We start from the raw sequence: 20,171 nt of genomic DNA, 5'->3' as shown, positions 1-20,171 counted from the left end.
GACAGGACCTAGCGCAGCCCCGTGGAGCGGCGCAGCGCCGCCTGGATGAGCCGGTCGATCAGTTCGGGGTACGTCACCCCACTGGCCTGCCACATCCTGGGGTACATCGAGATCGGCGTGAACCCGGGCAGGGTGTTGATCTCGTTGATGACGAACTCGCCGTCGTCGGTGAGGAAGAAGTCCGCCCTGACCAGGCCCTCGCAGGAGACCGCCTCGTAGGCGAGCACGGACAGCTCCTGCACCCGGGCGGTCTGCTCGGGCGTCAGCGGCGCGGGCACGATGCCCTCGGCCGAGTCCAGGTACTTGGCCTCGAAGTCGTAGAAGTCGTGGTCGGAGACGGGCGGGATCTCGGCGGGCACCGAGGCGCGCGGGCCCTCCTCGAACTCCAGGACGCCGCACTCGATCTCCCGGCCGCTGAGCAGCGACTCCACGATGATCTTGGGGTCGTGGGCCTGTGCCTCGGCGATGGCCTCGTCGAGACCGGCGAGGCCGTCCACCTTGGTGATGCCCATGGAGGAGCCGGCCCGCGCGGGCTTGACGAAGACCGGCCAGCCGTGGTCGGAGGCGAAGTCCACGATCTTCTTGCGGGCGGCGGCCGGGTCGGCGGCCCACTCGCGCGGGCGGACGACGGTGTACGGGCCGACCGGCAGCCCGAAGGAGGTGAAGACGCGCTTCATGTACTCCTTGTCCATGCCGACCGCCGAGGCCAGCACGCCGGCGCCGACGTAGGGCACGCCGGACAGCTCCAGCAGCCCCTGGAGGGTGCCGTCCTCGCCGTACGGGCCGTGCAGCACCGGGAAGACGACGTCCACGTCGCCGAGGTCCTTGGGCACGGAGCCCGGCTCGCAGTAGACGACCTCGCGGCCCGCGGGGTCGACCGGCAGCAGCACCGAGCCGCCACCGGGTTCGGCGATGGCGGCCACGGTCGGGAGTTCACGGCCGCTGAGGGCCATCCGCTCGGGGTCGTCGGCGGTCAGCGCCCAGCGGCCGTCGGTGGTGATGCCGATGGGCAGCACGTCGTAGCGGTCACGGTCGATCGCGCGGAGCACGGCGCCCGCGGTCAGGACCGAGATGGTGTGCTCGGAGCTGCGGCCGCCGAAGACGACGGCGACGCGGGGCTTGGGGCTCTGGGGTGTGGAGTCGCTGCTCATAACCCCATGAGGCTACTCGCACACCTGCCCGGCAGTCAGCGAACCTCGGCCTTGGCGCTGCGCGCCATCAGCTCCTTGAGCGCGGCGGCGGGCTGCACCCCTTCGTGGACGATGCCCACCACCGTTTCCGTCAGCGGCATGTCGACATCGTGGCGGCGCGCCAGATCCCGTACGGAGCGGCAGGATTTCACGCCCTCGGCGGTCTGCCGGGTGACGGCGATGGTCTCTTCGAGGGTCATGCCCCGGCCGAGGTTGGTGCCGAAGGTGTTGTTGCGGGACAGCGGCGAGGAGCAGGTGGCGACGAGGTCGCCCATCCCGGCGAGCCCGGCGAAGGTGTGCGCGTCGGCGCCCATCGCCAGGCCGAGCCGGGTGGTCTCGGCCAGGCCACGGGTGATGAGGGACGCCTTCGCGTTGTCGCCCAGGCCCATGCCGCCGGCGATGCCCACGGCGAGCGCGATGACGTTCTTGACGGCGCCGCCGAGTTCGCAGCCCACCACGTCGGTGTTGGTGTACGGGCGGAAGTACCCGGTGTGGCAGGCGGCCTGGAGGCGGCGGGCGACGTCCTCGTCGCGGCAGGCGACCACGGAGGCGGCGGGCTGCCGCTCGGCGATCTCGCGGGCGAGGTTCGGGCCCGACAGCACGGCGATGCGCTCCGGGCCGGCGCCGGTCACCTCCGCGACGACCTCGCTCATGCGCTTGCTGGTGCCCAGTTCCACGCCCTTCATCAGGGAGACCAGCACGGTGTCCGGGGGCAGCAGCGGAGTCCAGGCGGCGAGGTTCTCCCGCAGTGTCTGGGAGGGCACCGCGAGCACGGTGAACTCGGCGCCGTCCGCCGCCTCGGCGGGGTCGGCGGTGGCCCGCACGCCGTCCGGCAGCCGGACGCCGGGCAGATAGTCCGGGTTGACCCGAGTGGTGTTGATGGTCTCGGCGAGAGCGGGGCGGCGGCCCCACAGCGCCACCCTGGCACCGGCGTCGGCCAGCACCATGGCGAAGGCGGTTCCCCAGGAACCATTGCCGAAGACGGCGACGCGCGTCACTCGCTGATCTCCTTGATGTCCTTGCTCTGCTTCAGGGACGCCGGGGCGGCGGGCCCGGTGCTGTCCGGCCGAACGGCCGCCGGCCCCGCGGGCTCCGGGTGCTCCAGGTGCTCCGCGGGCTCGGTACGGTCCCGGTCGTACACGTAGCGGCGGTCCGGCGGGGGCTGCTTCCGGATGACGGCGAGTTGTCCGGTGACGGCGTCCATGATCCGTTCGGTCGCCGTGCGCAGCACCTCGGCGGAGGGCTCGCACTCGTACAGGTCGCTCAGGTCCACCGGGGGGCCGGCCACCACGGTGAGGGTCTTGCGCGGGAACAGCCGTACCTTGTGGTCCTTCGCGTACGGCGGCATGGCCTCGTTCGCGCCCCACTGGGCCACCGGGATCACCGGGGCGTGGGTGAGCAGGGCGACGCGCGCGGCGCCGGTCTTGCCCGCCATGGGCCACAGGTCCGGGTCGCGGGTGAGGGTGCCCTCGGGGTAGAAGGCGACGCATTCCCCGCTGTTGACGGCGTCGACGGCGGCGCGGAAGGCGCCGGCGGCGTCCGAGCTCTCCCGGTAGACGGGGATCTGGCCGGTGCCGCGCATCATGAACCCGACGAAGCCCCGTTTGAACAGCCCGACCTTGGCGAGGAAACGGGGCACCCGCCCGGTGCTGTACTGGAAGTGGGCGTAGGAGAGCGGGTCGAGATAGGAGTTGTGATTCACGGCGGTGATGAATCCGCCGTGGTCCGGAATGTTTTCCTGGCCCCGCCAGTCCCGCTTGAACAGGATCAGCATCGGGGGCTTTACCAGAAACGCGGCGCATCGGTAATAGAGGCCGATTCTGCGGCGGGACACTCGGACACCATCTCCTCTTGCACTGCTCCGGCACGGCCTTGCGGGAGCGCCGGACAAGTGTCGCTCCAGGCGGTTTGGCTGTCCAGCGGGGCACTGTGACCCCGTGGGCATCCTGTGACCTTACGTCCCGGGGCCCGCGACGGGCAGGCAGACTGGTCGGACAGGCGGAAGCCGGGGAGGGAAACGTCATGCCACAGCAGGTCGGATGGTCGCTGATCGTGCCGCTGAAGCCGCTGGGACGGGCGAAGAGCAGGCTGGTGGCGGTGAGTGCCGGGGAGCGGCGATCGGCCCTGGTCCTGGCCTTCGCCGAGGACACGGTGGCCGCGGCGCTGGCGTGCGTGGCGGTACGGGATGTGGCGGTTGTCACGGATGATCCGCTGGCGGCGCGGCGGCTGGCGCGCCTGGGGGCGCGCGTCGTGCCGGACGCGCCGCGTGGTGGCCTCAACGCCGCGCTGGCGCACGGGGAGCGGGTGGTGCGCGAGCGGGGCGCGCCCGCCGCGGTGGCGGCGCTCGGCGCGGATCTGCCGGCGCTGCGTCCGGCGGAGCTGGCACGGGTGCTGACGGCGGCGGCCGGGCATCCGCGGGCGTTCGTGGCGGACGCGGCGGGGGTGGGCACCACGGTGCTGACGGCGGGCCCCGGAACGGCGCTTGCGCCGGCGTTCGAGGGCGCGTCCCGGGCGCGGCACCGTGATTCGGGTGCGGTGGAGCTGACGCTGGCCGGGGTGGAGAGCGTGCGTCAGGACGTGGACACCGGGGCGGATCTGCGGCGGGCGCTGGCGCTGGGTGTGGGGCCGCGCACGGCGGCCGGAGTCCGCGCGGTCACAGTGTCTGGAGTGTCACCAGGGTGATGGGGGCGGCGGGGGTGCCGTCCTCGGTCTCGACGCGTACCCGCTGGCCGGGGCGGAGCAGCAGCAGCCCTCCGGCGTCGAAGGCGTCGGGGCCGAAGTCCAGTGGGGTGCCGTCGTCCAGCAGCACGCTGCCGCTGCGGGTGCCGGAGTCGTAGGTGTACGCGGTGGCCTGCATGCGGGCATCGTAGTGCGGCGGGCGGGGGCCGGACACAAGCGCGCGGGCCGGGCTCCCCGGTGGGGGAGTCCGGCCCGCGGGACGGAGGCTTGGGCGCCGTGGCTCACCCGCGGCGCGCGGTGGCCTTCTTGGCGGTGGTCTTGCGGGCGGAGGCCCGCTTGGCCGGGGCCTTCTTGGCGGTGGTCTTCTTGGCCGGGGCCTTCTTCGCCGTGGTCTTCTTGGCGGTGGCCTTCTTGGTGGTGGCCTTCCTCGCGGTGGTCTTCTTGGCGGTGGTCTTCTTCGCCGTGGTCTTCTTGGCGGTGGCCTTCTTCGCGGCCGCCTTCTTGGTGGTGGTGCCACCCGAGAGGCTGCCCTTGGGGGCCTTCTTCACGGCGACGTCGTTCTTGGGGAGCTTCTTGGTACCGGCGACCAGGTCCTTGAAACCCTGGCCGGCGCGGAAGCGGGGGACGGAGGTCTTCTTGACCCGCACCCGCTCCCCGGTCTGCGGGTTGCGCGCGTAGCGGGCGGGGCGGTTGACCTTCTCGAACGACCCGAAACCGGTGACCGAGACGCGCTCGCCGGCCACCACTGCCCGGATGATGGCATCGAGGACGATGTCCACCGCGTCCGCGGCCTGCTGGCGGCCGCCGAGCTTGTCTGCAATCGCTTCTACGAGCTGCGCCTTGTTCACGTCTTCCCCTTCGCAGGCATGGCTGGAACGAATCTGTTCAAGCTTTTTCGCACGTTAGGCAGATATATTCCGCAAATCAAACGTGAAACGGGCTAATCACCCTTGTGTCGCAACGAACTCGACCATCACGCGGTTCCATCGCGGCCGTGGCCGGGTGGATCGGGCGGCATCCGCCCCGCGTCGATGTCCGCGATCAGCCGTTCCAGACGGCGGGCGGCGCCCGGCAGGTCCTGTTTGGCCGCCGCCGTGATCACCAGCAGCTTCCGGGTGAGGGCCTGCCGTACGGGCTCGGGCACTTGTGCGGTGCGCACCGCACGGTGCGCCTCTTTCAGCCGAGCGGCGACGAGGTCGTACAGCTCAGGTTGACCGTCGCGTTCCATACGCCGATTGTGCCACTTTGCATCCGCTCTCGCCCGGTAAGCCCCCAAAGGCCGTGTCCTGACGTGTCGTTCGGTGCCGGAACGACCACCGCCCCCATCCGGCGGGCCGGTTGGGGGCGGGCGGTTGCGGGCCGTGGTGAACGGGGCCCGGCGGGGCGGGAGTCAGTGGGTGAGGGTGCGCGGCTTGTACCCGGGCCGGCGCGCCTCGAAGGCGGCGATCGCGTCCTCGTTCTGGAGCGTGATGCTGATGTCGTCGAGCCCTTCGAGCAGCCGCCAGCGGGCGTTCTCGTCCAGCTCGAACCCGGCCTCGACGCCCTCGGCGGTCACGGTGCGGGTGACCAGGTCGACGGTGACGGGCGCGGCCGGGTCGGACTCGGTGAGCCGCCACAGCGCCTCGACGGTCTCCTGCGGGAGCACCACGGTCAGCAGACCGTTCTTCAGGGAGTTGCCCCGGAAGATGTCCGCGAAGCGGGAGGAGATCACCGTCTTGAAGCCGTAGTTCTGCAGCGCCCACACGGCGTGCTCACGGGAGGAGCCGGTGCCGAAGTCGGGGCCGGCCACCAGCACGGTGGCGCCGGAGCGTTCCGGCCGGTTGAGGACGAACTCCGGGTCCTTGCGCCACGCCTCGAACAGGCCGTCCTCGAAGCCGTCCCGGGTGACCTTCTTCAGCCAGTGGGCCGGGATGATCTGGTCGGTGTCGACGTTGGAGCGGCGCAGCGGGACGGCCCGGCCGGTGTGGGTGGTGAATGCTTCCATGGCTCAGACCTCCACGGGGACGGGAACGCCGGCCAGATCGGCCGGGGACGCGAGGGTGCCGGTGACCGCGGTGGCGGCGGCGACCTGCGGGGAGACCAAGTGGGTACGGCCGCCCTTGCCCTGCCTGCCCTCGAAGTTGCGGTTGGAGGTGGAGGCGGAGCGCTCGCCGGGGGCCAGCTGGTCGGGGTTCATGCCCAGACACATGGAACAGCCGGCGTGCCGCCATTCGGCGCCGGCCGCGGTGAACACCTTGTCCAGGCCCTCGTGCACGGCCTGCAGCGCCACCCGGACGGATCCGGGGACCACCAGCATCCGTACCCCGTCGGCGACCTTGCGGCCCTTGAGCACGGCGGCGGCGGAGCGCAGGTCCTCGATGCGGCCGTTGGTGCACGAACCGACGAAGACGGTGTCCACGGAGATCTCGCGCAGCGGCATCCCGGCGGACAGGTCCATGTACTCCAGCGCCTTCTGAGCGGCGAACCGCTCGCTGGGGTCGGTGAACTGCTCCGGGTCGGGTACGGCGGCCGACAGCGGAGCGCCCTGTCCGGGGTTGGTGCCCCAGGTGACGAACGGCGCCAGGGCGGTGGCGTCGATGACGACCTCGTGGTCGAAGACGGCGTCCTCGTCGGTGCGCAGCGTCTTCCAGTACGCGACCGCCTCGTCCCACTCGGCGTCGCGGGGGGCGTGGTCACGCCCGCGCAGGTAGCCGAAGGTGGTCTCGTCCGGGGCGATCATGCCGGCCCGGGCTCCCGCCTCGATGGACATGTTGCAGATGGTCATGCGGGCCTCCATCGAGAGCTTCTCGATGGCCTCGCCGCGGTATTCGATGACATAGCCCTGGCCGCCGCCGGTGCCGATCCGGGCGATGATCGCCAGGATCAGGTCCTTGGCGGTGACGCCCTCGGGCAGCTCGCCCTCCACGGTGATCGCCATGGTCCGGAACGGCGCCATCGGCAGCGTCTGGGTGGCGAGCACGTGCTCGACCTGGCTGGTGCCGATGCCGAACGCCAGCGCGCCGAACGCCCCGTGGGTGGAGGTGTGACTGTCACCGCAGACCACGGTGGTGCCCGGCTGGGTGAGCCCCAGCTGCGGGCCGACCACGTGCACCACGCCCTGCTCGTCGTCGCCCAGCGAGTGCAGCCGGACGCCGAAGTCGGCGCAGTTCTTGCGCAGGGTCTCCAGCTGGGTGCGGGAGACCGGGTCGGCGATCGGCTTGTCGATGTCGAGGGTGGGGGTGTTGTGGTCCTCGGTGGCGATGGTGAGGTCGGTGCGGCGCACCGTACGGCCGCTCTTGCGCAGCCCGTCGAACGCCTGCGGGCTCGTCACCTCGTGCAGGAGATGGAGATCGATGAAGAGCAGGTCGGGCTCTCCCTCCGCACGCCGGACGACATGGTCGTCCCAGACTTTCTCCGCCAGTGTCCGTCCCATCGCATTCCCTCCGCTCCACATGGCCGCCGTCCGCTCCCCGCGTACCGGACGGTGGCCGGGTCCACCCCTTTGCGGACCCTGGCAGTCCAGGGTGGCGCCTTCTCGGAAAAAAGGAACTTGCGTTTCACAGTGTGAGACGCGAGTATCGTTGCATGGACAATTCACGTGGCGACTCCAGCGGAGTGGGTGTACTGGACAAGGCGGCCCTGGTGCTCGGCGCGCTGGAGTCCGGTCCGGCGACGCTCGCCGGTCTGGTGTCGGCCACGGGACTGGCCAGGCCCACGGCGCACCGCATGGCGGTCGCCCTGGAACATCACCGGCTGCTCGCCCGTGACATGCAGGGCCGCTTCGTCCTGGGCCCGCGCCTGGCCGAGCTGGCGGCGGCGGCCGGCGAGGACCGGCTGCTGGCGGCGGCCGGACCGGTGCTGACGCATCTGCGGGATCTCACCGGGGAGAGCGCTCAGCTGTACCGCAGGCAGGGCGACATGCGCATCTGCGTCGCGGCGGCGGAGCGGCTGTCCGGACTGCGGGACACCGTGCCGGTGGGCTCCACCCTCCCGATGAAGGCCGGTTCCGCGGCGCAGATCCTGCTGGCCTGGGAGGAGCCCGAGCGGCTGCACCACGGGCTGCAGGGCGCGCGGTTCACCGCCACGGCGCTGTCCGGAGTGCGCCGCCGGGGCTGGGCCCAGTCGATCGGCGAGCGGGAGCCGGGGGTGGCCTCGGTGTCCGCCCCGGTCCGCGGCCCGTCCAACCGGGTGGTGGCGGCCGTCTCCGTCTCCGGGCCCATCGAGCGCCTGACCAGGCACCCGGGCCGGATGCACGCCCAGGCCCTGATCGACGCCGCCGGACGCCTGACCGAGGCGCTCAAGCGCGGCGGGGGCCACTGACCGCCCACGGCGAGACCATCGGGGCGCGCACCGCCCCACCCTGCCCTGCCCCGACCTGCCTCGCGCCGACGGCCGCGCCCCGTCTCCGGGCCCGGGTGACCGGTCAGACCCGGCCGAGGCGCTCGGCCGCGCTCTCCCCACGCCGCTCCACGGGTATCACCCCGCCCGCGGCGCCCAGGCCGAACGGCGGCATGTTCCGGTAGATCGACTCGTGCGCGCCGGCCGGGACCACATAGGTCTCGTGCCAGAAGCCCACCCGGCCCCGGCCCTGCCGTATCCGCCGGTTGAACGCCGCCCAGGCCGGGCGGTGCTCCCCGTCCGGCGCCGAGGCGTACGCCATCAGCCGCTCGTGGGAGGACCAGTACTGCACCACGTAGATCAGCCGCGGCCCGCCCCACAGCAGCCGGTACCCGAGCAGTCCACTGTCCGGATCGCGGGACAGCTCGCTCAGCATCCTGGGCATCGCCCTCAGCACCGGCCCCCAGTGGCGCACCCGCCAGAAGCTGTTGATCCGCATGCCGATCAGGAACAGCGTGACCTCCCCCGTGGCCGCCGCCGTCATCCGGCCCTCAACGATCTTGCCGCTCATGCCGTCCCCGCTCTCCGAGTCAATCCATCCACGCAGCATTGGATAGTCGCGCTATCCATGATTGGATAGTCGCACTCTCCAACGCATCCTGGCAAGGGGATCCCGGAAAAAAAGAGGAGCTGGGGCCGTATGCGGCTCGCGGAGCTGAGCGAGCGCAGTGGAGTGACCACCGCGACGATCAAGTACTACCTGCGGGAAGGGCTGCTGCCACCGGGCGAACGGATCACCGCCACCCAGTCCGAGTACGGCGAGGAGCATCTGCGCCGGCTGCGGCTGGTCCGGGCGCTGGTGCAGGTCGGCCGCATCCCGGTGGCCACCGCCAGGGAGGTGCTCGCCGCCGTCGAGGACGAGGAGAGCGATCAGCTCACCCGGATCGGCACCGCCATCGCCGCCCTCCCCCACCCCGCGCCGCCACGGGAGAACGACGAGACCGTCGCCGCCGCCCGCACCCTCGCCGAGGAGCTCCAGCGGCGGCTGGGCTGGCGCGTCGTGCCGGGCAACCCGGCCCACCAGGCGCTGGTTTCCGCCCTCACCGCGCTGCTGCGGCTCGGCTACCCGTGCACCCTCGAGCAACTGCTGCCGTACGGCGAGGCCGCCGGCCGGCTCGCCGGGCACGAGGTGGCGCTCATCGGTGAGTTCAGCTCGCCGACCACCCAGCTGGAGGCGGCCGTCGCGCTCACCGTGCTCTACGAACCCGTGCTGCTGAGCCTGCGCCGCCTCGCCCAGGCCGAGACCGCCTCCCAGCACCTGGGGCACCGCCCCTGAACAGCGAAAAGCCCCCCTTCTCACCGAGGTGAGAAGGGGGGCTCTGTTCGCGTACCCCCGACCGGATTCGAACCGGCGCTACCGCCTTGAGAGGGCGGCGTGCTAGGCCGCTACACAACGGGGGCCCACACAAGATCCCGAAGGATCCGTACCCCCGACCGGATTCGAACCGGCGCTACTGCCGTGAGAGGGCAGCGTGCTAGGCCGCTACACAACGGGGGCTTTGATCTGCGAACAGATCGCGCTGGGCTACCAGGACTCGAACCTAGACTAACTGAACCAGAATCAGTCGTGCTGCCAATTACACCATAGCCCACCAAATCGCAACTTCCGGAAGAAGTTTTGCTTGGCGTCCGCCGGTCTGTCCCGGCGACAGGAAGAACATTACCCGATCGGCGACGGTGCTCCAAAACGAGTTGTCCCGCCCGCCAGTTCTCTCAGCAGCAGGTACGCCCGCTGGATGAACGCGCCGTTCAGCGCGGGCGCGCTGTTGGCCACCGCGACCAGCGCCACCCGCCGCTCGGGGCTGAACCCCACGAACGCCGTGCTGCCCCGGGTGCCCCCCGAGTGGAAGCACAGCACATGCCCGGGGCGCTGCCTGGCGTTCCAGACCAGGGCGATCCGGTCCTCCCCGGGACGCACCACGAGACGGGGCCTGGCCACCTCCGCCAGCGCGGTGGCCAGCGGGCTCCCGCCGACCGCCCGCTCCGGGTCCAGCAGCGCCTCCAGGTAGCGCAGCAGCTCGTCCGCCCCGGCGTGCAGCACCCCGGCCCCGGCCAGCCCGGGGATCCGCCAGGGCGGCCTGGCCCGGCCGTGCCAGTAGCCGGTGGCGTCCTCCGCCGCCGCGCCGTCCCCGCCGGTGCGCAGCAGACCCAGGGGGGTGAGCACTCGCGCCGCCAGCACCCGCTCGTACCCGCCGAACGGCTCCCCCGCCGCGCGGGCCAGCAGCATGCCCAGCAGCCCCACGCCGAAGTTCGAGTAGCGCACCCGGGTACCGGGGGCGGCGAACGGCCGGGTGTGCGCCAGCGCCGCCAGCAGATCACCCGGCCCGTACTCCGCGTAGGGATTGGAGAACCAGCGCGGCAGCGCCCGGCGCAGCAGCCCGGGCGGCAGCCGGGGCAGCCCCGAGGTGTGGGTGGCCAGGTGCAGCAGCGTGATGGGAGCGCCACCGATCCGCCGGTACGGGGCCGCGCCGGGCGGCAGATAGCGGTCGATCGGGTCGTCGTACCGGACGTCGCCGCCGGCCACCAGCTCCGCCAGCAGCAGTGCCGTGTAGGTCTTGGTCACCGAGCCGAGGGCGAACCGCGTCTCCGGGCCGGCCGGAAGGCCGGCGGCGCCGTGGGCGGTGCTGCCGCCGACCGCCAGCAGCCGCTCCCCCGCCAGGTGCGCCGCCACCGCCACGGCGCTGGCGCCCGGCGCGGCGGCGGCCAGCGGCGCGAGCAGCGGCCCGGCCACCGCCCGCGCCTGCCGCCGCACCCCGCTCACGCGAGCGTGCGGGAGACCGCGATGCTCCCGGCGACGGCCGCGACCACGGCGGTGTGCTGGTGATCGGCGAACCGCCGCGCCGGGTCCTCGCTGACCGGATCGCCGTCGCGCGGCACCAGACCGTCCGGGTGCTGGACGGCCGCCAGCGCCGCCCAGTCGGCGGGGTCGCACACCGGCTCCGGCAGACAGGAGCCGACGATCATCAGCTCGGCGACCAGGTCCCACTGGGCGACCTCGCGCCAGATGTCCGTCCACACCGGCAGCCAGGTGGTGAGGTAGCTCGCGATCTCCTCCGGCAGGCCCTCGGGGCGGGCGCCCCAGTCGGTGAGGTGGAAGACCGTGTGGGTCATCGAGTAGGCGGTCATCCAGTCGATGGCCCACGGCTCGGGGGTGGCGCCCAGCCAGGTGGCGCGGGTCAGCGCCGCCCAGTCGAAGCCGTAGTCGAGTCCGGCGAGCCGGGCCGCGTTGGCGATGGCCAGCCGGCGGTTGGGCACCACCTCGGCGGCGCGCACCGAGCGCAGCGCCGCGTTGTGCCGCAGCAGGGCGTCCATCCCGTCGTGGCGGTAGCCGGCGCGCGTGAAGTGGGCGTACATCTCCAGCGGGTCGGTGAGCAGCGCGTGGCGCAGCTGCCGCTCGTACAGCAGGTCGCCCTCGCGCAGTTGCCGCCAGCCGAAGTCGAGCAGTTCGCGTGCGGCGCGCATGCTCTCGCTGCCGGCGGCGGATTCGCGCAGCACCAGGGAGCCGGCCAGGGCGGCCTCGCCCAGCGGCTTGTAGACGCTGTTGGGGTCCCCGAGGTCGGCCGTGGTGCCCTCGGGCAGCGCGCCGTGGTCGCGGTGCGCGAGCAGCCAGCCGAAGGCGCGGGTGGCGACCTGGTGGGCGATCGGGGTGACGGCGGCGGTCATGCGGTCCTCCCCAGCAGCAGCCGGGCCACCGCCAGATCGAGGGCGAGGCGCGGCTCGCCGGCGGCGTGCAGGGCGATGTGCTCGGTGATCCGGTCGGGTTCCAGCGCGAGGGTCACCCCGTCGCGCTGGGCGGCGGCCAGCCAGCGCAGCAGCCGGGCCGCGGTGGGGTAGTCGCGGCGCAGCAGGGCGCGGGTGGTGGCGCGGGCCAGCGGTACGGGGTGGCTGCGCACGGCGGCCGGCACGGGCCCGCCGACGCCGGGGAGGGTGAGCGGGGCCAGCCGGGCACAACCGGCGGCCCAGCGGGGCCAGTCGGTGGCGTCGGTGAGGGTCTCCCCGGTGGGCGGCCGCGGGCTCTCCCGGGCCGCCGCGTCGCCGAGGGCGGCGATGAGCCGGTCGGTGGCCCAGTCGCGCCAGGCGATGGCCCAGTTCTCGATCGGGCCCTCGGGGGGCGGCGCGGTGAACACGGGTGCGGGGAAGACCGCGGCGGCCTGGCTGATGACGGCCAGGTCTCGCGGGTGCGGGCTGCCGCCGGTGAGGGCGTACGGGGCGAGGACGTCGGCCCCCAGGACGCGTACGGCCGCCAGTGCCGCCTTGGGGTCGCTCGCGGTTTCGGCGAACCGTGCGAGCGGGGCTGTGTCCCCGACGCCCCGCAGGGCATCGAGGACACAGCTCGCCAGCGCGGCGGTCGCTTCCGTGTACGTGGCACGGGCGGTGCGTTCGGCGGGTCCCGTCGTCACGGGTGCTCCCTCCGTCCGCCGTGCGCCGGCATCCGGCTCACTTGTCGCCCGGCTCCATGGGAGTCTTCGGCGAGAGCAGCAGGAGGAGCAGGAGGAACCCGGCTGCCTCCGGCGAGTACAGCGGGGCGTCGCTCAGCGGCGCCTCCGGTTCGGTCATCAGGGCCTGGGCGGCGGCGGCCTCGGCGGGGTCGGCGACGAGCGGGAGTGTCTTCTGCGCGAGCATGCATTGCCTCCTCATATCGGGTGCGTTGCTATGTCAGCGATACTGACGAAGCAAAACGCTACGGCATCACCCGATATGTCGCATTTTGAGGAGCCGGCCCGCTGCGGCGGACGCGCACGCCGCCGCACGCGCGCGGGCCCCGCCGCGGCACTCACCGCGACGGGGCCCGCCCGTCCTTGCCCGTACTCAGCCCACGCTCAGCCCGTACTCAGCCCGCGAGCCTGACCAGCGCCGCCTCGACCCGCGCCAGCGTGCGCTCGCGCCCCAGCACCACCAGCGACTCGAACAGCGGCAGCCCGACCGTGCGGCCGGTGACCGCCACCCGGACCGGCGCCTGCGCCTTGCCCAGCTTCAGCCCGTGCGCCTCACCGGCCGTCTGCACGGCCTCCTTCAGCGACTCGGCCGAGCTCCAGTCGGCCTCCGCCAGCCGGTCCCGCGCCGCGGCGAGCACCTGCTCCGCGCCCGGCTTCATCGCCTTCTGCCAGGACTTCTCGTCCTCCACCGGGGCGTCCAGGAACAGGAAGTCGACATTGGCCGTGATGTCGGAGAGCACCGTCAGCCGGGTCTGCGCCAGCGGCGCCAGCTCCTCGAACGCCGCCCGGTCGAACGCCTCGGGCTTCCACGGCGCGTACGGCGCCGCCAGCCACGGCGCGCACGCCTCGACGAACGCGGCCTGCGGCAGCTCGCGCAGGTGCACCGCGTTGATCGCCTCGGCCTTCTTCAGGTCGAAGCGCGCCGGGTTGGCGTTGACGTCACCGATCTCGAAGGCCTCCACCATCTCCTGGACGCTGAAGATGTCCCGGTCCTCGGCGATCGACCAGCCCAGCAGGGAGAGGTAGTTCAGCAGGCCCTCGGGCAGGAAGCCGCGCTCGCGGTACAGGTTGAGCGAGGACTCCGGGTCGCGCTTGGAGAGCTTCTTGTTGCCCTCCCCCATGACGTACGGCAGATGCCCGAAGGCGGGGGTGTGCCCGGAGCCGACGCCGATCTCGGCCAGCGCCGCGTACAGCGCGATCTGCCGCGGCGTCGAGGACAGCAGGTCCTCGCCGCGCAGCACGTGGGTGATCTCCATGAGCGCGTCGTCCACCGGGTTGACCAGGGTGTACAGCGGTGCGCCGTTGGCGCGCACGATGCCGTAGTCGGAGACGTGCTCGGGCGCGAACGTCAGCTCGCCGCGCACCAGGTCGGTGAAGGTGATCCGCTCGTCCGGCATCCGGAAGCGGATGATCGGGGTCCGGCCCTCGGCCTCGTACGCGGCGATCCGCTCCGCGCTCAGGTCGCGGCAGTGCCCGTCGTACCCGGAGTGCTTCCCGGCGGACCGGGCGGCCTCGCGGCGCTCGTCGAGCTCGGCGGTGGTGCAGTAGCAGGGGTACGCCCGCCCCGCCTCGCGCAGCCGGCGCGCGACATCCGCGTACAGGTCCATCCGCTGCGACTGCCGGTACGGGGCGTGCGGGCCGCCCACTTCGGGGCCCTCGTCCCAGTCGAGACCCAGCCAGCGCAGCGAGTCCAGCAGCGCCGTGTAGGACTCCTCGGAGTCACGGGCCGCGTCGGTGTCCTCGATGCGGAAGACCATGGTGCCGCCGTGGTGGCGGGCGAAGGCCCAGTTGAACAGGGCGGTGCGCACCAGGCCCACATGGGGGTTGCCCGTCGGGGAGGGGCAGAAGCGCACACGGACGGAGGGGGTGGTGGGACTAGTCACGCCTTGACGACCTTGTTGGTGAGAGTGCCGATGCCTTCGATGGAGACGGCGACCTCGTCGCCGGCGTGCAGCGGGCCGACGCCGGCCGGGGTGCCGGTGAGGATGACGTCCTGCGGGAGCAGCGTCATCGACTCGGTGATGTGCACGATCAGGTCCTCCACGGTACGGACCATCTCGCTGGTGCGCCCGAGCTGCCGCTGCTCGCCGTTCACGGTGCACATGATGGCGAGGTCGGCCGGGTCCAGGTCCGTCTCGATCCAGGGGCCGAGCGGGCAGGAGGTGTCGAAGCCCTTGGCCCGCGCCCACTGCTTCTCGCGGTCCTGGACGTCGCGCGCGGTCACGTCGTTGGCGCAGGTGTAGCCGAGGATGACGTCCTTGGCGCGTTCGCGCGGCACGTCCCTGCACATCCGGCCGATGACCACGGCCAGTTCGGCCTCGTGATGGACGTTCTGGGAGATCGAGGGGTACCGGATGGCGTCGCCGTCGCCGATCACCGAGGTGGAGGGCTTGAAGAAGGCGACCGGAACGTCCGGGACCTCGTTGCCCAGCTCACGGGCGTGCTCGGCGTAGTTGCGGCCGATCGCGACGACCTTGCTGGGGAGTACGGGCGGCAGCAGCCGGACCGCCTTGAGCGGGACCCGGTGGCCCGAGCGCTCGAATTCGGCGAAGGGGTGGCCCTTGATGATGTCGAGTACGAGCCCGTCCTCGTCGGTGGGCTCCCCCTCCACCACACCGAACCCGACGGTGCCGTCGATGGAGAATCTGGCGATGCGCACGGCTGCGTTGCCCTTCACTGGCTGCTGGGATCTTTGTCCTCAGACTAGCCAACCGCCACGCGGCGGTGTCTCCCCAGCACGGGGAGACCACCGGGCGTGGCGGTGGGTGAACACGGGGTTCAGCGCAGGCGGGCCATGAGGGCGTGTTCGACGAGGGTGATCAACGCCGACTTCGCCTCCGCACGATGCCGCGCGTCCGTCACGATGATCGGAGCATCCGGACCGATCTGCAACGCCTCCCGCACCTCCTCCGGAGAATACGGCTGATGCCCGTCGAAACCGTTCAACGCGATCACGAACGGCAGACCACTGTTCTCGAAGTAATCCACCGCCGGAAAACAATCCGCCAGACGACGCGTATCCACCAGCACCACCGCACCAATGGCACCACGCACCAAGTCGTCCCACATGAACCAGAAACGATCCTGCCCCGGCGTACCGAAGAGATACAGAATCAGATCCTGATCCAACGTGATACGACCGAAGTCCATCGCCACCGTCGTGGTCGTCTTACCACCGGTGTGCGTCAGATCATCAATACCGGCGGACGCGGACGTCATCACGGCCTCGGTACGCAGCGGATTGATCTCCGACACGGCACCGACAAACGTGGTCTTCCCCACACCAAACCCACCCGCGACCACAATCTTCGCAGAAGTAGTGGAACGGGAAGGAGCCGAACGGCCCGCACCGCTAGAGCTTGCGAAGTCCACTGAGCACCCTTTCGAGCAGTGTCACATCAGGCTGACCGCCGGGCTCCCCCTCATGGCCCGGCTGGTGAATCGCGACAAGCCCAGCCTCAGCCAGATCGGCCACCAGAATCCGGGTGACACCGAGAGGAATGGAGAGGAGGGCGGAGACTTCGGCGACGGACTTGACCTCGTAGCACAGCTGGCAGATCCGCTGGTGCTCGGGAAGCTGGCCGCCGAGCTGTGCGGGGTCGGCGCTGGTGGACACCAGCGCCTCGATCGCCAGCTGATAACGCGGCCTGGTCCGGCCGCCCGTCATGGCGTACGGACGCACCAGCGGCTGGGGCTCACTGTCGAAGGAGCGCCGCCTGGGCTGTTCGGGCTGCGGCTGCGGCTGAGACTGCGGCTGCCGCTGCGGGGGCGCCGCCTCGGCACGCCGGTCCGGCGCCGGGCGATGGTCCGGCGCGGCGCGCCGGTGACCGCCGCTGGGCGCCGAGGGGAAGTTGAACCGTCCGGACTGCCCGCCGCTGTGCGGCTGCGCCGGAAAGTCGTTGCCGTACTGTCCGCCTGGGGGCGTTGTCACGTGTCCTCCTCCGACTGCCTTCGTCGACCCGCGCGAAACGCGCTCACCGCTTCGCCATCACCCCCGCACCTTATGGTGCGCGGGCCCAATCCGCACAAGCAGCCCGCTACTTGAGCAGGCTGCCCTGGAGCTCGGCACGCAGATCCGGCGTCAGTACGGTACCGGCGCGGTCGACGAGAAGGGCCATCTCATACCCCACCAGACCGATATCCGCATCCGGATGCGCCAGCACCGCCAACGACGAACCATCCGAGATCGACATGATGAAGAGAAAACCACGCTCCATCTCCACCACCGTCTGATTCACCGCACCACCCTCGAAGATCCGCGACGCACCAGCCGTCAACGACGTCAACCCAGACGCCACCGCAGCCAACTGATCCGCACGATCCCGGGGAAAACCCTCGGACAACGCCAGCAGAAGACCGTCAGCCGACACCACCACCGTATGCGACACCCCAGGAGTGTTCTCCACAAAGTTGGTGATCAACCAGTTCAGGTTCTGCGCCGCCTGGCTCATCGGGCTCACACTAACGCTCCTGATCGTATGTGTTACCAGGGCCGGGGCCCTGCGGTTCGTTCCGGCCGGTGCGGTCACTGCCGCCCCGGCCCTGTCGTACACCGCGGTGCAGGTTGCTGAGCCTGCCGCGGACATCTTCCGGATCACGGGACACCTGCGGCCCGTCGGCCGCCCCCGGCTCCGCCGGCGCGTGCTCGGTCAGATTCGCCCGGGGCACCCGCTTGGGGAGTCCGGCGGAGGTGGTGCCACCGGGCCGCGCCTCGCGGCGTGGCCCACGGTCCCACTGCGCCTCCCCGGATGCCGGTGTCTGCGCCGGAGCCGCTTCGGCGTGGTCGTGCCGCTGCGTTCCCGGCGGTGTGCGACGGGGCAGCCCCGCCCCGGTCGTACCACGGAATTCCGCCGTACCCGGCTCCGGTGCAGTGAAGCCTACGCTCTGCCCGGGGCCCGCGGGACCATCCTGCGGAGATTCTGTGGGCGCCGGGTAGCCCGTGAACTGCTCTCCCTGCGCCGAGAGTTGATCGTACGCCGGTTCGACGGGGGGCGTCCGGGGGGGCTCGTACCCACCCTCGTACCCACGGTCGTACGGGGCCTGTGTACCGGTTTGCGGGAGTTGGGGGAGGGCCGGTTGTGCCGGTACGGGCGCGACGGCGGGCGCCCCGTACCGCGAGTCGTCGAAGCCCAGCTCGGCGGCGGTCCGCAGACCTGCCTGCCGCTGTGCCTCGGTGATGTGGGCGTCCTGTGCCGGTGTAACGATCCGGGAAACGGTGAATTCCTCGCCCGCCGCGGCCGGTTCGGCGCCCCCGCCCCGGGTGACCGACTCGGGGAGCATCACCAGGGAGGTGGTGCCCGAGCGTTCCCCCGAAGGGCGTAGCTGGACGCGGATGCCGTGCCGCTCGGCCAGCCGGCCGACGACGAACAGACCCATGCGCTGGGAGACCGACGCGTCCACGGAGGGCGGATCGGCCAGTCGCTTGTTGATCTCCGCGAAGTCCTCCGGGGTCAGACCGATACCCTTGTCATGGATTTCGATCATGATACGACCGTCGGGCAATCGGGTCGCTGTCACCCGCACCTTGGTCTGCGGCGAGGAGAAGGTGATGGCGTTCTCCAGCAGCTCGGCCAGCAGGTGCACCAGGTCGGTGACGACCGCGCCGTGGATGTCGTTCGCCGGGACGCCGGACATGTCGATCCTGGCGTACGACTCGACCTCGGAGGCCGCGGCCCGCAGCACGTCCACCAGCGGCACCGGCTCGGTCAGCCGCCGGCCGGGCTCCTCCCCCGCCAGCACCAGCAGGTTCTCGCCGTTGCGGCGCATCCGGGTGGCCAGGTGGTCCAGCTTGAACAGGTGCTCCAGCTGCTCCGGATCGGCCTCCCGGGACTCCAGCTCGCCGATCAGGCCCAGCTGGCGCTCGATGAGGCCCTGGTTGCGGGTGGAGAGGTTGGTGAAGATGGCGTTCACGTTGCCGCGCAGCAGGGCCTGCTCGGCGGCCAGCCGCACCGCTTCACGGTGCACGTGGTCGAACGCCCGCGACACCTCGCCGATCTCGTCGCGGCTGCTGATCGGCAGTGGCTCGACGCGGGTGTCCACGGAGCCGGGCTGGGTGCGCGAGAGCTGTTCGACCAGGGCGGGCAGCCGGTCCTCGGCGACGTTCAGCGCGGCGGAGCGCAGCTGGGTCATGGAACGGCTCATGGAGCGGGCCATCAGCATGGCGATGACGAAGGCGAGCAGCAGCGCGGTCACCACGATGCCGGCGCTGATGATCATGTCGCGGCGGGCGGTCGAGGCGATGTCACGGGCCTCGCCGACGGCCGTGTCCACCAGCTCCCGCTCGATGGTGTGGTAGGCGTCGAACCGGTCGGTGGAGGCGGCGTACCAGTTCTGCGGGGTCAGTTCGGCCGCCTCCAGCTCGGACCCGTCCGTGCCGGAGGCGATCAGCGCGACCATCCGCTGCAGCTCGGAGTCGGTTCCCGCGCCGCTCTGGGTGAGCACCTCGGTCAGCCGGGCGGCGTCCGCCTCGGTGCCGGCCGCGGAGTACTCGTTGCGGGCGATGTTCTCCAGGTAGGCGTAGCTGCTGAAGGCGGTGAGCTGGCGCTGGGTCTGCGCGGCGCCGGGGCCGGGGTCCACCAGCAGATGGGTGCCGATGGCGCGCTGGAGCGAGCTGGCCGACTTGGCCAGGGAGATGGCGTAGACGGTGCGGCCGTAGGAGGTGATGTTGCCGGTGCCAAGACCCAGTTCGTTGGCGAAGGACATCAGGGGGTGCTGGACGGCGATGTACCCCTCCTCCGTCTCCACACCGGGCAGGTCCTCGCCGTACGCGGCCGAACGCAGCGCCGGCAGTGTCGGCTCGGTGGCCTCCACCAGGGCGAGGCGGCGCTGGAGGCTCTCCGTCCGCGGGGCGTCCTGGACCAGGGCGCGGAACTCCGCCGCCGCCTCATCGGTGAGCCGGCGCGCCCGTTCGATGACCGGATCGTCGGGGCGGCCCTCCAGCAGCGGGCGGGCGGTCGCGTCGCGCTCGTCGATGAGGGCGTGGGCGTAGGCACCGGCGGCGCGCACGAGTTCGGCGGTGCGCTCGGCGGCGTCGGCCTCCTGCCAGGTGTCATAGGCGTCGTAGACACGCAGGCCGCCGAAGATCAGGGCGAGCAGCGCGGGGATGAGCAGGATGGCGTTCAGCCGGGTGGCCACCCGCCAGTTGCGGGGCGCGAAGCGGCTGCCGCTCGGGCCGGGCGCCGCGCCCTCGTCCCGCTCGGGCACCTCTCCCGCGCCGGAGGGTGCGCCGGCGGTGGGCGGGGTGAAGTTGCCGCGCCCTGACATGCCCGGGGCGTCCGGCGGATTCGGAAACGGGGGCGTCGCTCTGCTGCGCCTCACTGGCCTCTCACCTCTCGGCATCGGCACACCGTCCGGATGGCCGCCACGACTGCGGAGTTGCTGTGGATTCCAGCACGTTGTGGGGGCACTTTCCAATCCCCCCGGGCCGGTGGATCCGGACGCCGGGCGGGATGGACATTCAGGTCACGGTGGAGCAAGAAGCGACATAGCC

Annotated in this window: 22 protein-coding genes and 3 tRNA genes; 3 read left to right on the top strand and 22 right to left on the bottom strand. The window is 71.6% G+C overall.

The window, feature by feature from the left end; genetic code table 11:
- Positions 1 to 8: 8 nt before the first annotated feature.
- The 3 genes from ACTFAP_RS22725 to ACTFAP_RS22715 are packed head-to-tail and all read right to left on the bottom strand — an operon-like array spanning position 9 to position 3,024.
- Complete coding sequence (locus tag ACTFAP_RS22725; protein WP_390123689.1) at positions 9 to 1,151, bottom strand: D-alanine--D-alanine ligase family protein; 1,143 nt, start codon at positions 1,149 to 1,151, stop codon at positions 9 to 11.
- Positions 1,152 to 1,186: 35 nt separating this feature from the next.
- Positions 1,187 to 2,188 carry an NAD(P)H-dependent glycerol-3-phosphate dehydrogenase gene (locus ACTFAP_RS22720; RefSeq protein ID WP_390123687.1) on the bottom strand — a complete coding sequence of 334 codons (1,002 nt, stop codon included), beginning with the start codon at positions 2,186 to 2,188 and terminating at the stop codon, positions 1,187 to 1,189.
- Complete coding sequence (locus ACTFAP_RS22715) at positions 2,185 to 3,024, bottom strand: lysophospholipid acyltransferase family protein (protein WP_400012998.1); 840 nt, start codon at positions 3,022 to 3,024, stop codon at positions 2,185 to 2,187. The genes ACTFAP_RS22720 and ACTFAP_RS22715 overlap by 4 nt, the downstream gene beginning before the upstream one ends.
- Before the next feature lie 188 nt (positions 3,025 to 3,212).
- Between ACTFAP_RS22715 and cofC the strand changes: the two genes are divergently transcribed.
- Positions 3,213 to 3,872, top strand: a complete 660-nt coding sequence (gene cofC, locus ACTFAP_RS22710) for a 2-phospho-L-lactate guanylyltransferase (RefSeq protein ID WP_436978497.1) — start codon at positions 3,213 to 3,215, stop codon at positions 3,870 to 3,872.
- Here the strand turns inward: cofC and ACTFAP_RS22705 are convergent.
- From ACTFAP_RS22705 to leuC, 5 genes are all read right to left on the bottom strand, one after another.
- Positions 3,844 to 4,047 carry a hypothetical protein gene (locus ACTFAP_RS22705; protein WP_453857115.1) on the bottom strand — a complete coding sequence of 68 codons (204 nt, stop codon included), beginning with the start codon at positions 4,045 to 4,047 and terminating at the stop codon, positions 3,844 to 3,846. The two genes, cofC and ACTFAP_RS22705, sit on opposite strands and share 29 nt — an antisense overlap.
- A 103-nt stretch (positions 4,048 to 4,150) precedes the next feature.
- Positions 4,151 to 4,717 carry an HU family DNA-binding protein gene (locus tag ACTFAP_RS22700; RefSeq protein WP_030738446.1) on the bottom strand — a complete coding sequence of 189 codons (567 nt, stop codon included), beginning with the start codon at positions 4,715 to 4,717 and terminating at the stop codon, positions 4,151 to 4,153.
- 125 nt (positions 4,718 to 4,842) lie between these two features.
- Positions 4,843 to 5,097 carry an SCO5555 family protein gene (locus ACTFAP_RS22695; protein WP_495682135.1) on the bottom strand — a complete coding sequence of 85 codons (255 nt, stop codon included), beginning with the start codon at positions 5,095 to 5,097 and terminating at the stop codon, positions 4,843 to 4,845.
- Between the two features lie 162 nt (positions 5,098 to 5,259).
- Complete coding sequence (gene leuD, locus ACTFAP_RS22690) at positions 5,260 to 5,853, bottom strand: 3-isopropylmalate dehydratase small subunit (protein ID WP_495682134.1); 594 nt, start codon at positions 5,851 to 5,853, stop codon at positions 5,260 to 5,262.
- Positions 5,854 to 5,856: 3 nt separating this feature from the next.
- Positions 5,857 to 7,281 (bottom strand): 3-isopropylmalate dehydratase large subunit, encoded by a 1,425-nt coding sequence (gene leuC, locus ACTFAP_RS22685; protein WP_400013000.1) that lies wholly within the window; start codon positions 7,279 to 7,281, stop codon positions 5,857 to 5,859.
- A 152-nt stretch (positions 7,282 to 7,433) separates the two neighbouring features.
- Between leuC and ACTFAP_RS22680 the strand changes: the two genes are divergently transcribed.
- On the top strand, positions 7,434 to 8,168 hold the full coding sequence (locus tag ACTFAP_RS22680) for an IclR family transcriptional regulator (protein ID WP_030738456.1): 735 nt from the start codon (positions 7,434 to 7,436) through the stop codon (positions 8,166 to 8,168).
- Positions 8,169 to 8,271: 103 nt separating this feature from the next.
- On the opposite strand, the gene ACTFAP_RS22675 is transcribed toward ACTFAP_RS22680, so the two are convergent.
- Positions 8,272 to 8,757, bottom strand: coding sequence for a DUF4188 domain-containing protein (locus ACTFAP_RS22675; protein WP_390123675.1), 486 nt, complete (start codon positions 8,755 to 8,757; stop codon positions 8,272 to 8,274).
- Positions 8,758 to 8,886: 129 nt separating this feature from the next.
- Here ACTFAP_RS22675 and ACTFAP_RS22670 point away from each other — a divergent pair, with 129 nt between their 5' ends.
- Entirely contained in the window at positions 8,887 to 9,522 is a 636-nt protein-coding gene (locus tag ACTFAP_RS22670) for a MerR family transcriptional regulator (RefSeq protein WP_500467275.1), read from the top strand.
- A gap of 52 nt (positions 9,523 to 9,574) precedes the next feature.
- Here ACTFAP_RS22670 and ACTFAP_RS22665 read toward each other — a convergent pair.
- The 13 genes from ACTFAP_RS22665 to ACTFAP_RS22605 form a co-directional block, all read right to left on the bottom strand.
- A tRNA-Glu gene (locus tag ACTFAP_RS22665) sits at positions 9,575 to 9,647 on the bottom strand.
- Between the two features lie 24 nt (positions 9,648 to 9,671).
- A tRNA-Glu gene (locus ACTFAP_RS22660) sits at positions 9,672 to 9,744 on the bottom strand.
- Between the two features lie 22 nt (positions 9,745 to 9,766).
- A tRNA-Gln gene (locus ACTFAP_RS22655) sits at positions 9,767 to 9,838 on the bottom strand.
- Positions 9,839 to 9,906: 68 nt separating this feature from the next.
- Positions 9,907 to 11,007: a serine hydrolase domain-containing protein gene (locus ACTFAP_RS22650; RefSeq protein WP_500467274.1), complete on the bottom strand. Its 1,101-nt coding sequence runs from the start codon at positions 11,005 to 11,007 to the stop codon at positions 9,907 to 9,909.
- Positions 11,004 to 11,909, bottom strand: coding sequence for a DUF6895 family protein (locus tag ACTFAP_RS22645; RefSeq protein WP_500467273.1), 906 nt, complete (start codon positions 11,907 to 11,909; stop codon positions 11,004 to 11,006). The genes ACTFAP_RS22650 and ACTFAP_RS22645 overlap by 4 nt, the downstream gene beginning before the upstream one ends.
- Positions 11,906 to 12,646 (bottom strand): hypothetical protein, encoded by a 741-nt coding sequence (locus ACTFAP_RS22640; RefSeq protein WP_500467272.1) that lies wholly within the window; start codon positions 12,644 to 12,646, stop codon positions 11,906 to 11,908. Before ACTFAP_RS22640 ends, ACTFAP_RS22645 begins: the two co-directional genes overlap by 4 nt.
- Positions 12,647 to 12,683: 37 nt before the next feature.
- Complete coding sequence (locus ACTFAP_RS22635; RefSeq protein ID WP_030738474.1) at positions 12,684 to 12,869, bottom strand: hypothetical protein; 186 nt, start codon at positions 12,867 to 12,869, stop codon at positions 12,684 to 12,686.
- Positions 12,870 to 13,077: 208 nt separating this feature from the next.
- A complete protein-coding gene (gene gltX / locus ACTFAP_RS22630) occupies positions 13,078 to 14,565 on the bottom strand; it encodes a glutamate--tRNA ligase (protein WP_500467271.1) in 1,488 nt (495 codons plus the stop codon).
- On the bottom strand, positions 14,562 to 15,341 hold the full coding sequence (locus ACTFAP_RS22625; protein WP_386534643.1) for a fumarylacetoacetate hydrolase family protein: 780 nt from the start codon (positions 15,339 to 15,341) through the stop codon (positions 14,562 to 14,564). The genes gltX and ACTFAP_RS22625 overlap by 4 nt, the downstream gene beginning before the upstream one ends.
- 119 nt (positions 15,342 to 15,460) lie before the next feature.
- The gene (locus tag ACTFAP_RS22620) at positions 15,461 to 16,054 is read right to left on the bottom strand and encodes a GTP-binding protein (protein WP_046724918.1); all 594 of its coding nucleotides are present in this window, start codon (positions 16,052 to 16,054) and stop codon (positions 15,461 to 15,463) included.
- Positions 16,035 to 16,613, bottom strand: a complete 579-nt coding sequence (locus ACTFAP_RS22615; RefSeq protein WP_500467270.1) for a DUF742 domain-containing protein — start codon at positions 16,611 to 16,613, stop codon at positions 16,035 to 16,037. Before ACTFAP_RS22615 ends, ACTFAP_RS22620 begins: the two co-directional genes overlap by 20 nt.
- A gap of 106 nt (positions 16,614 to 16,719) precedes the next feature.
- A complete protein-coding gene (locus ACTFAP_RS22610; RefSeq protein WP_046725836.1) occupies positions 16,720 to 17,133 on the bottom strand; it encodes a roadblock/LC7 domain-containing protein in 414 nt (137 codons plus the stop codon).
- A gap of 10 nt (positions 17,134 to 17,143) precedes the next feature.
- Positions 17,144 to 19,945 carry a sensor histidine kinase gene (locus ACTFAP_RS22605; protein WP_500467269.1) on the bottom strand — a complete coding sequence of 934 codons (2,802 nt, stop codon included), beginning with the start codon at positions 19,943 to 19,945 and terminating at the stop codon, positions 17,144 to 17,146.
- Positions 19,946 to 20,171: the final 226 nt, after the last annotated feature.

This window comes from Streptomyces sp. PH9007 (assembly GCF_059813725.1).
Note: the sequence above shows the minus strand (reverse complement) of the source record. Positions and strands in the feature narration are given on the sequence as shown.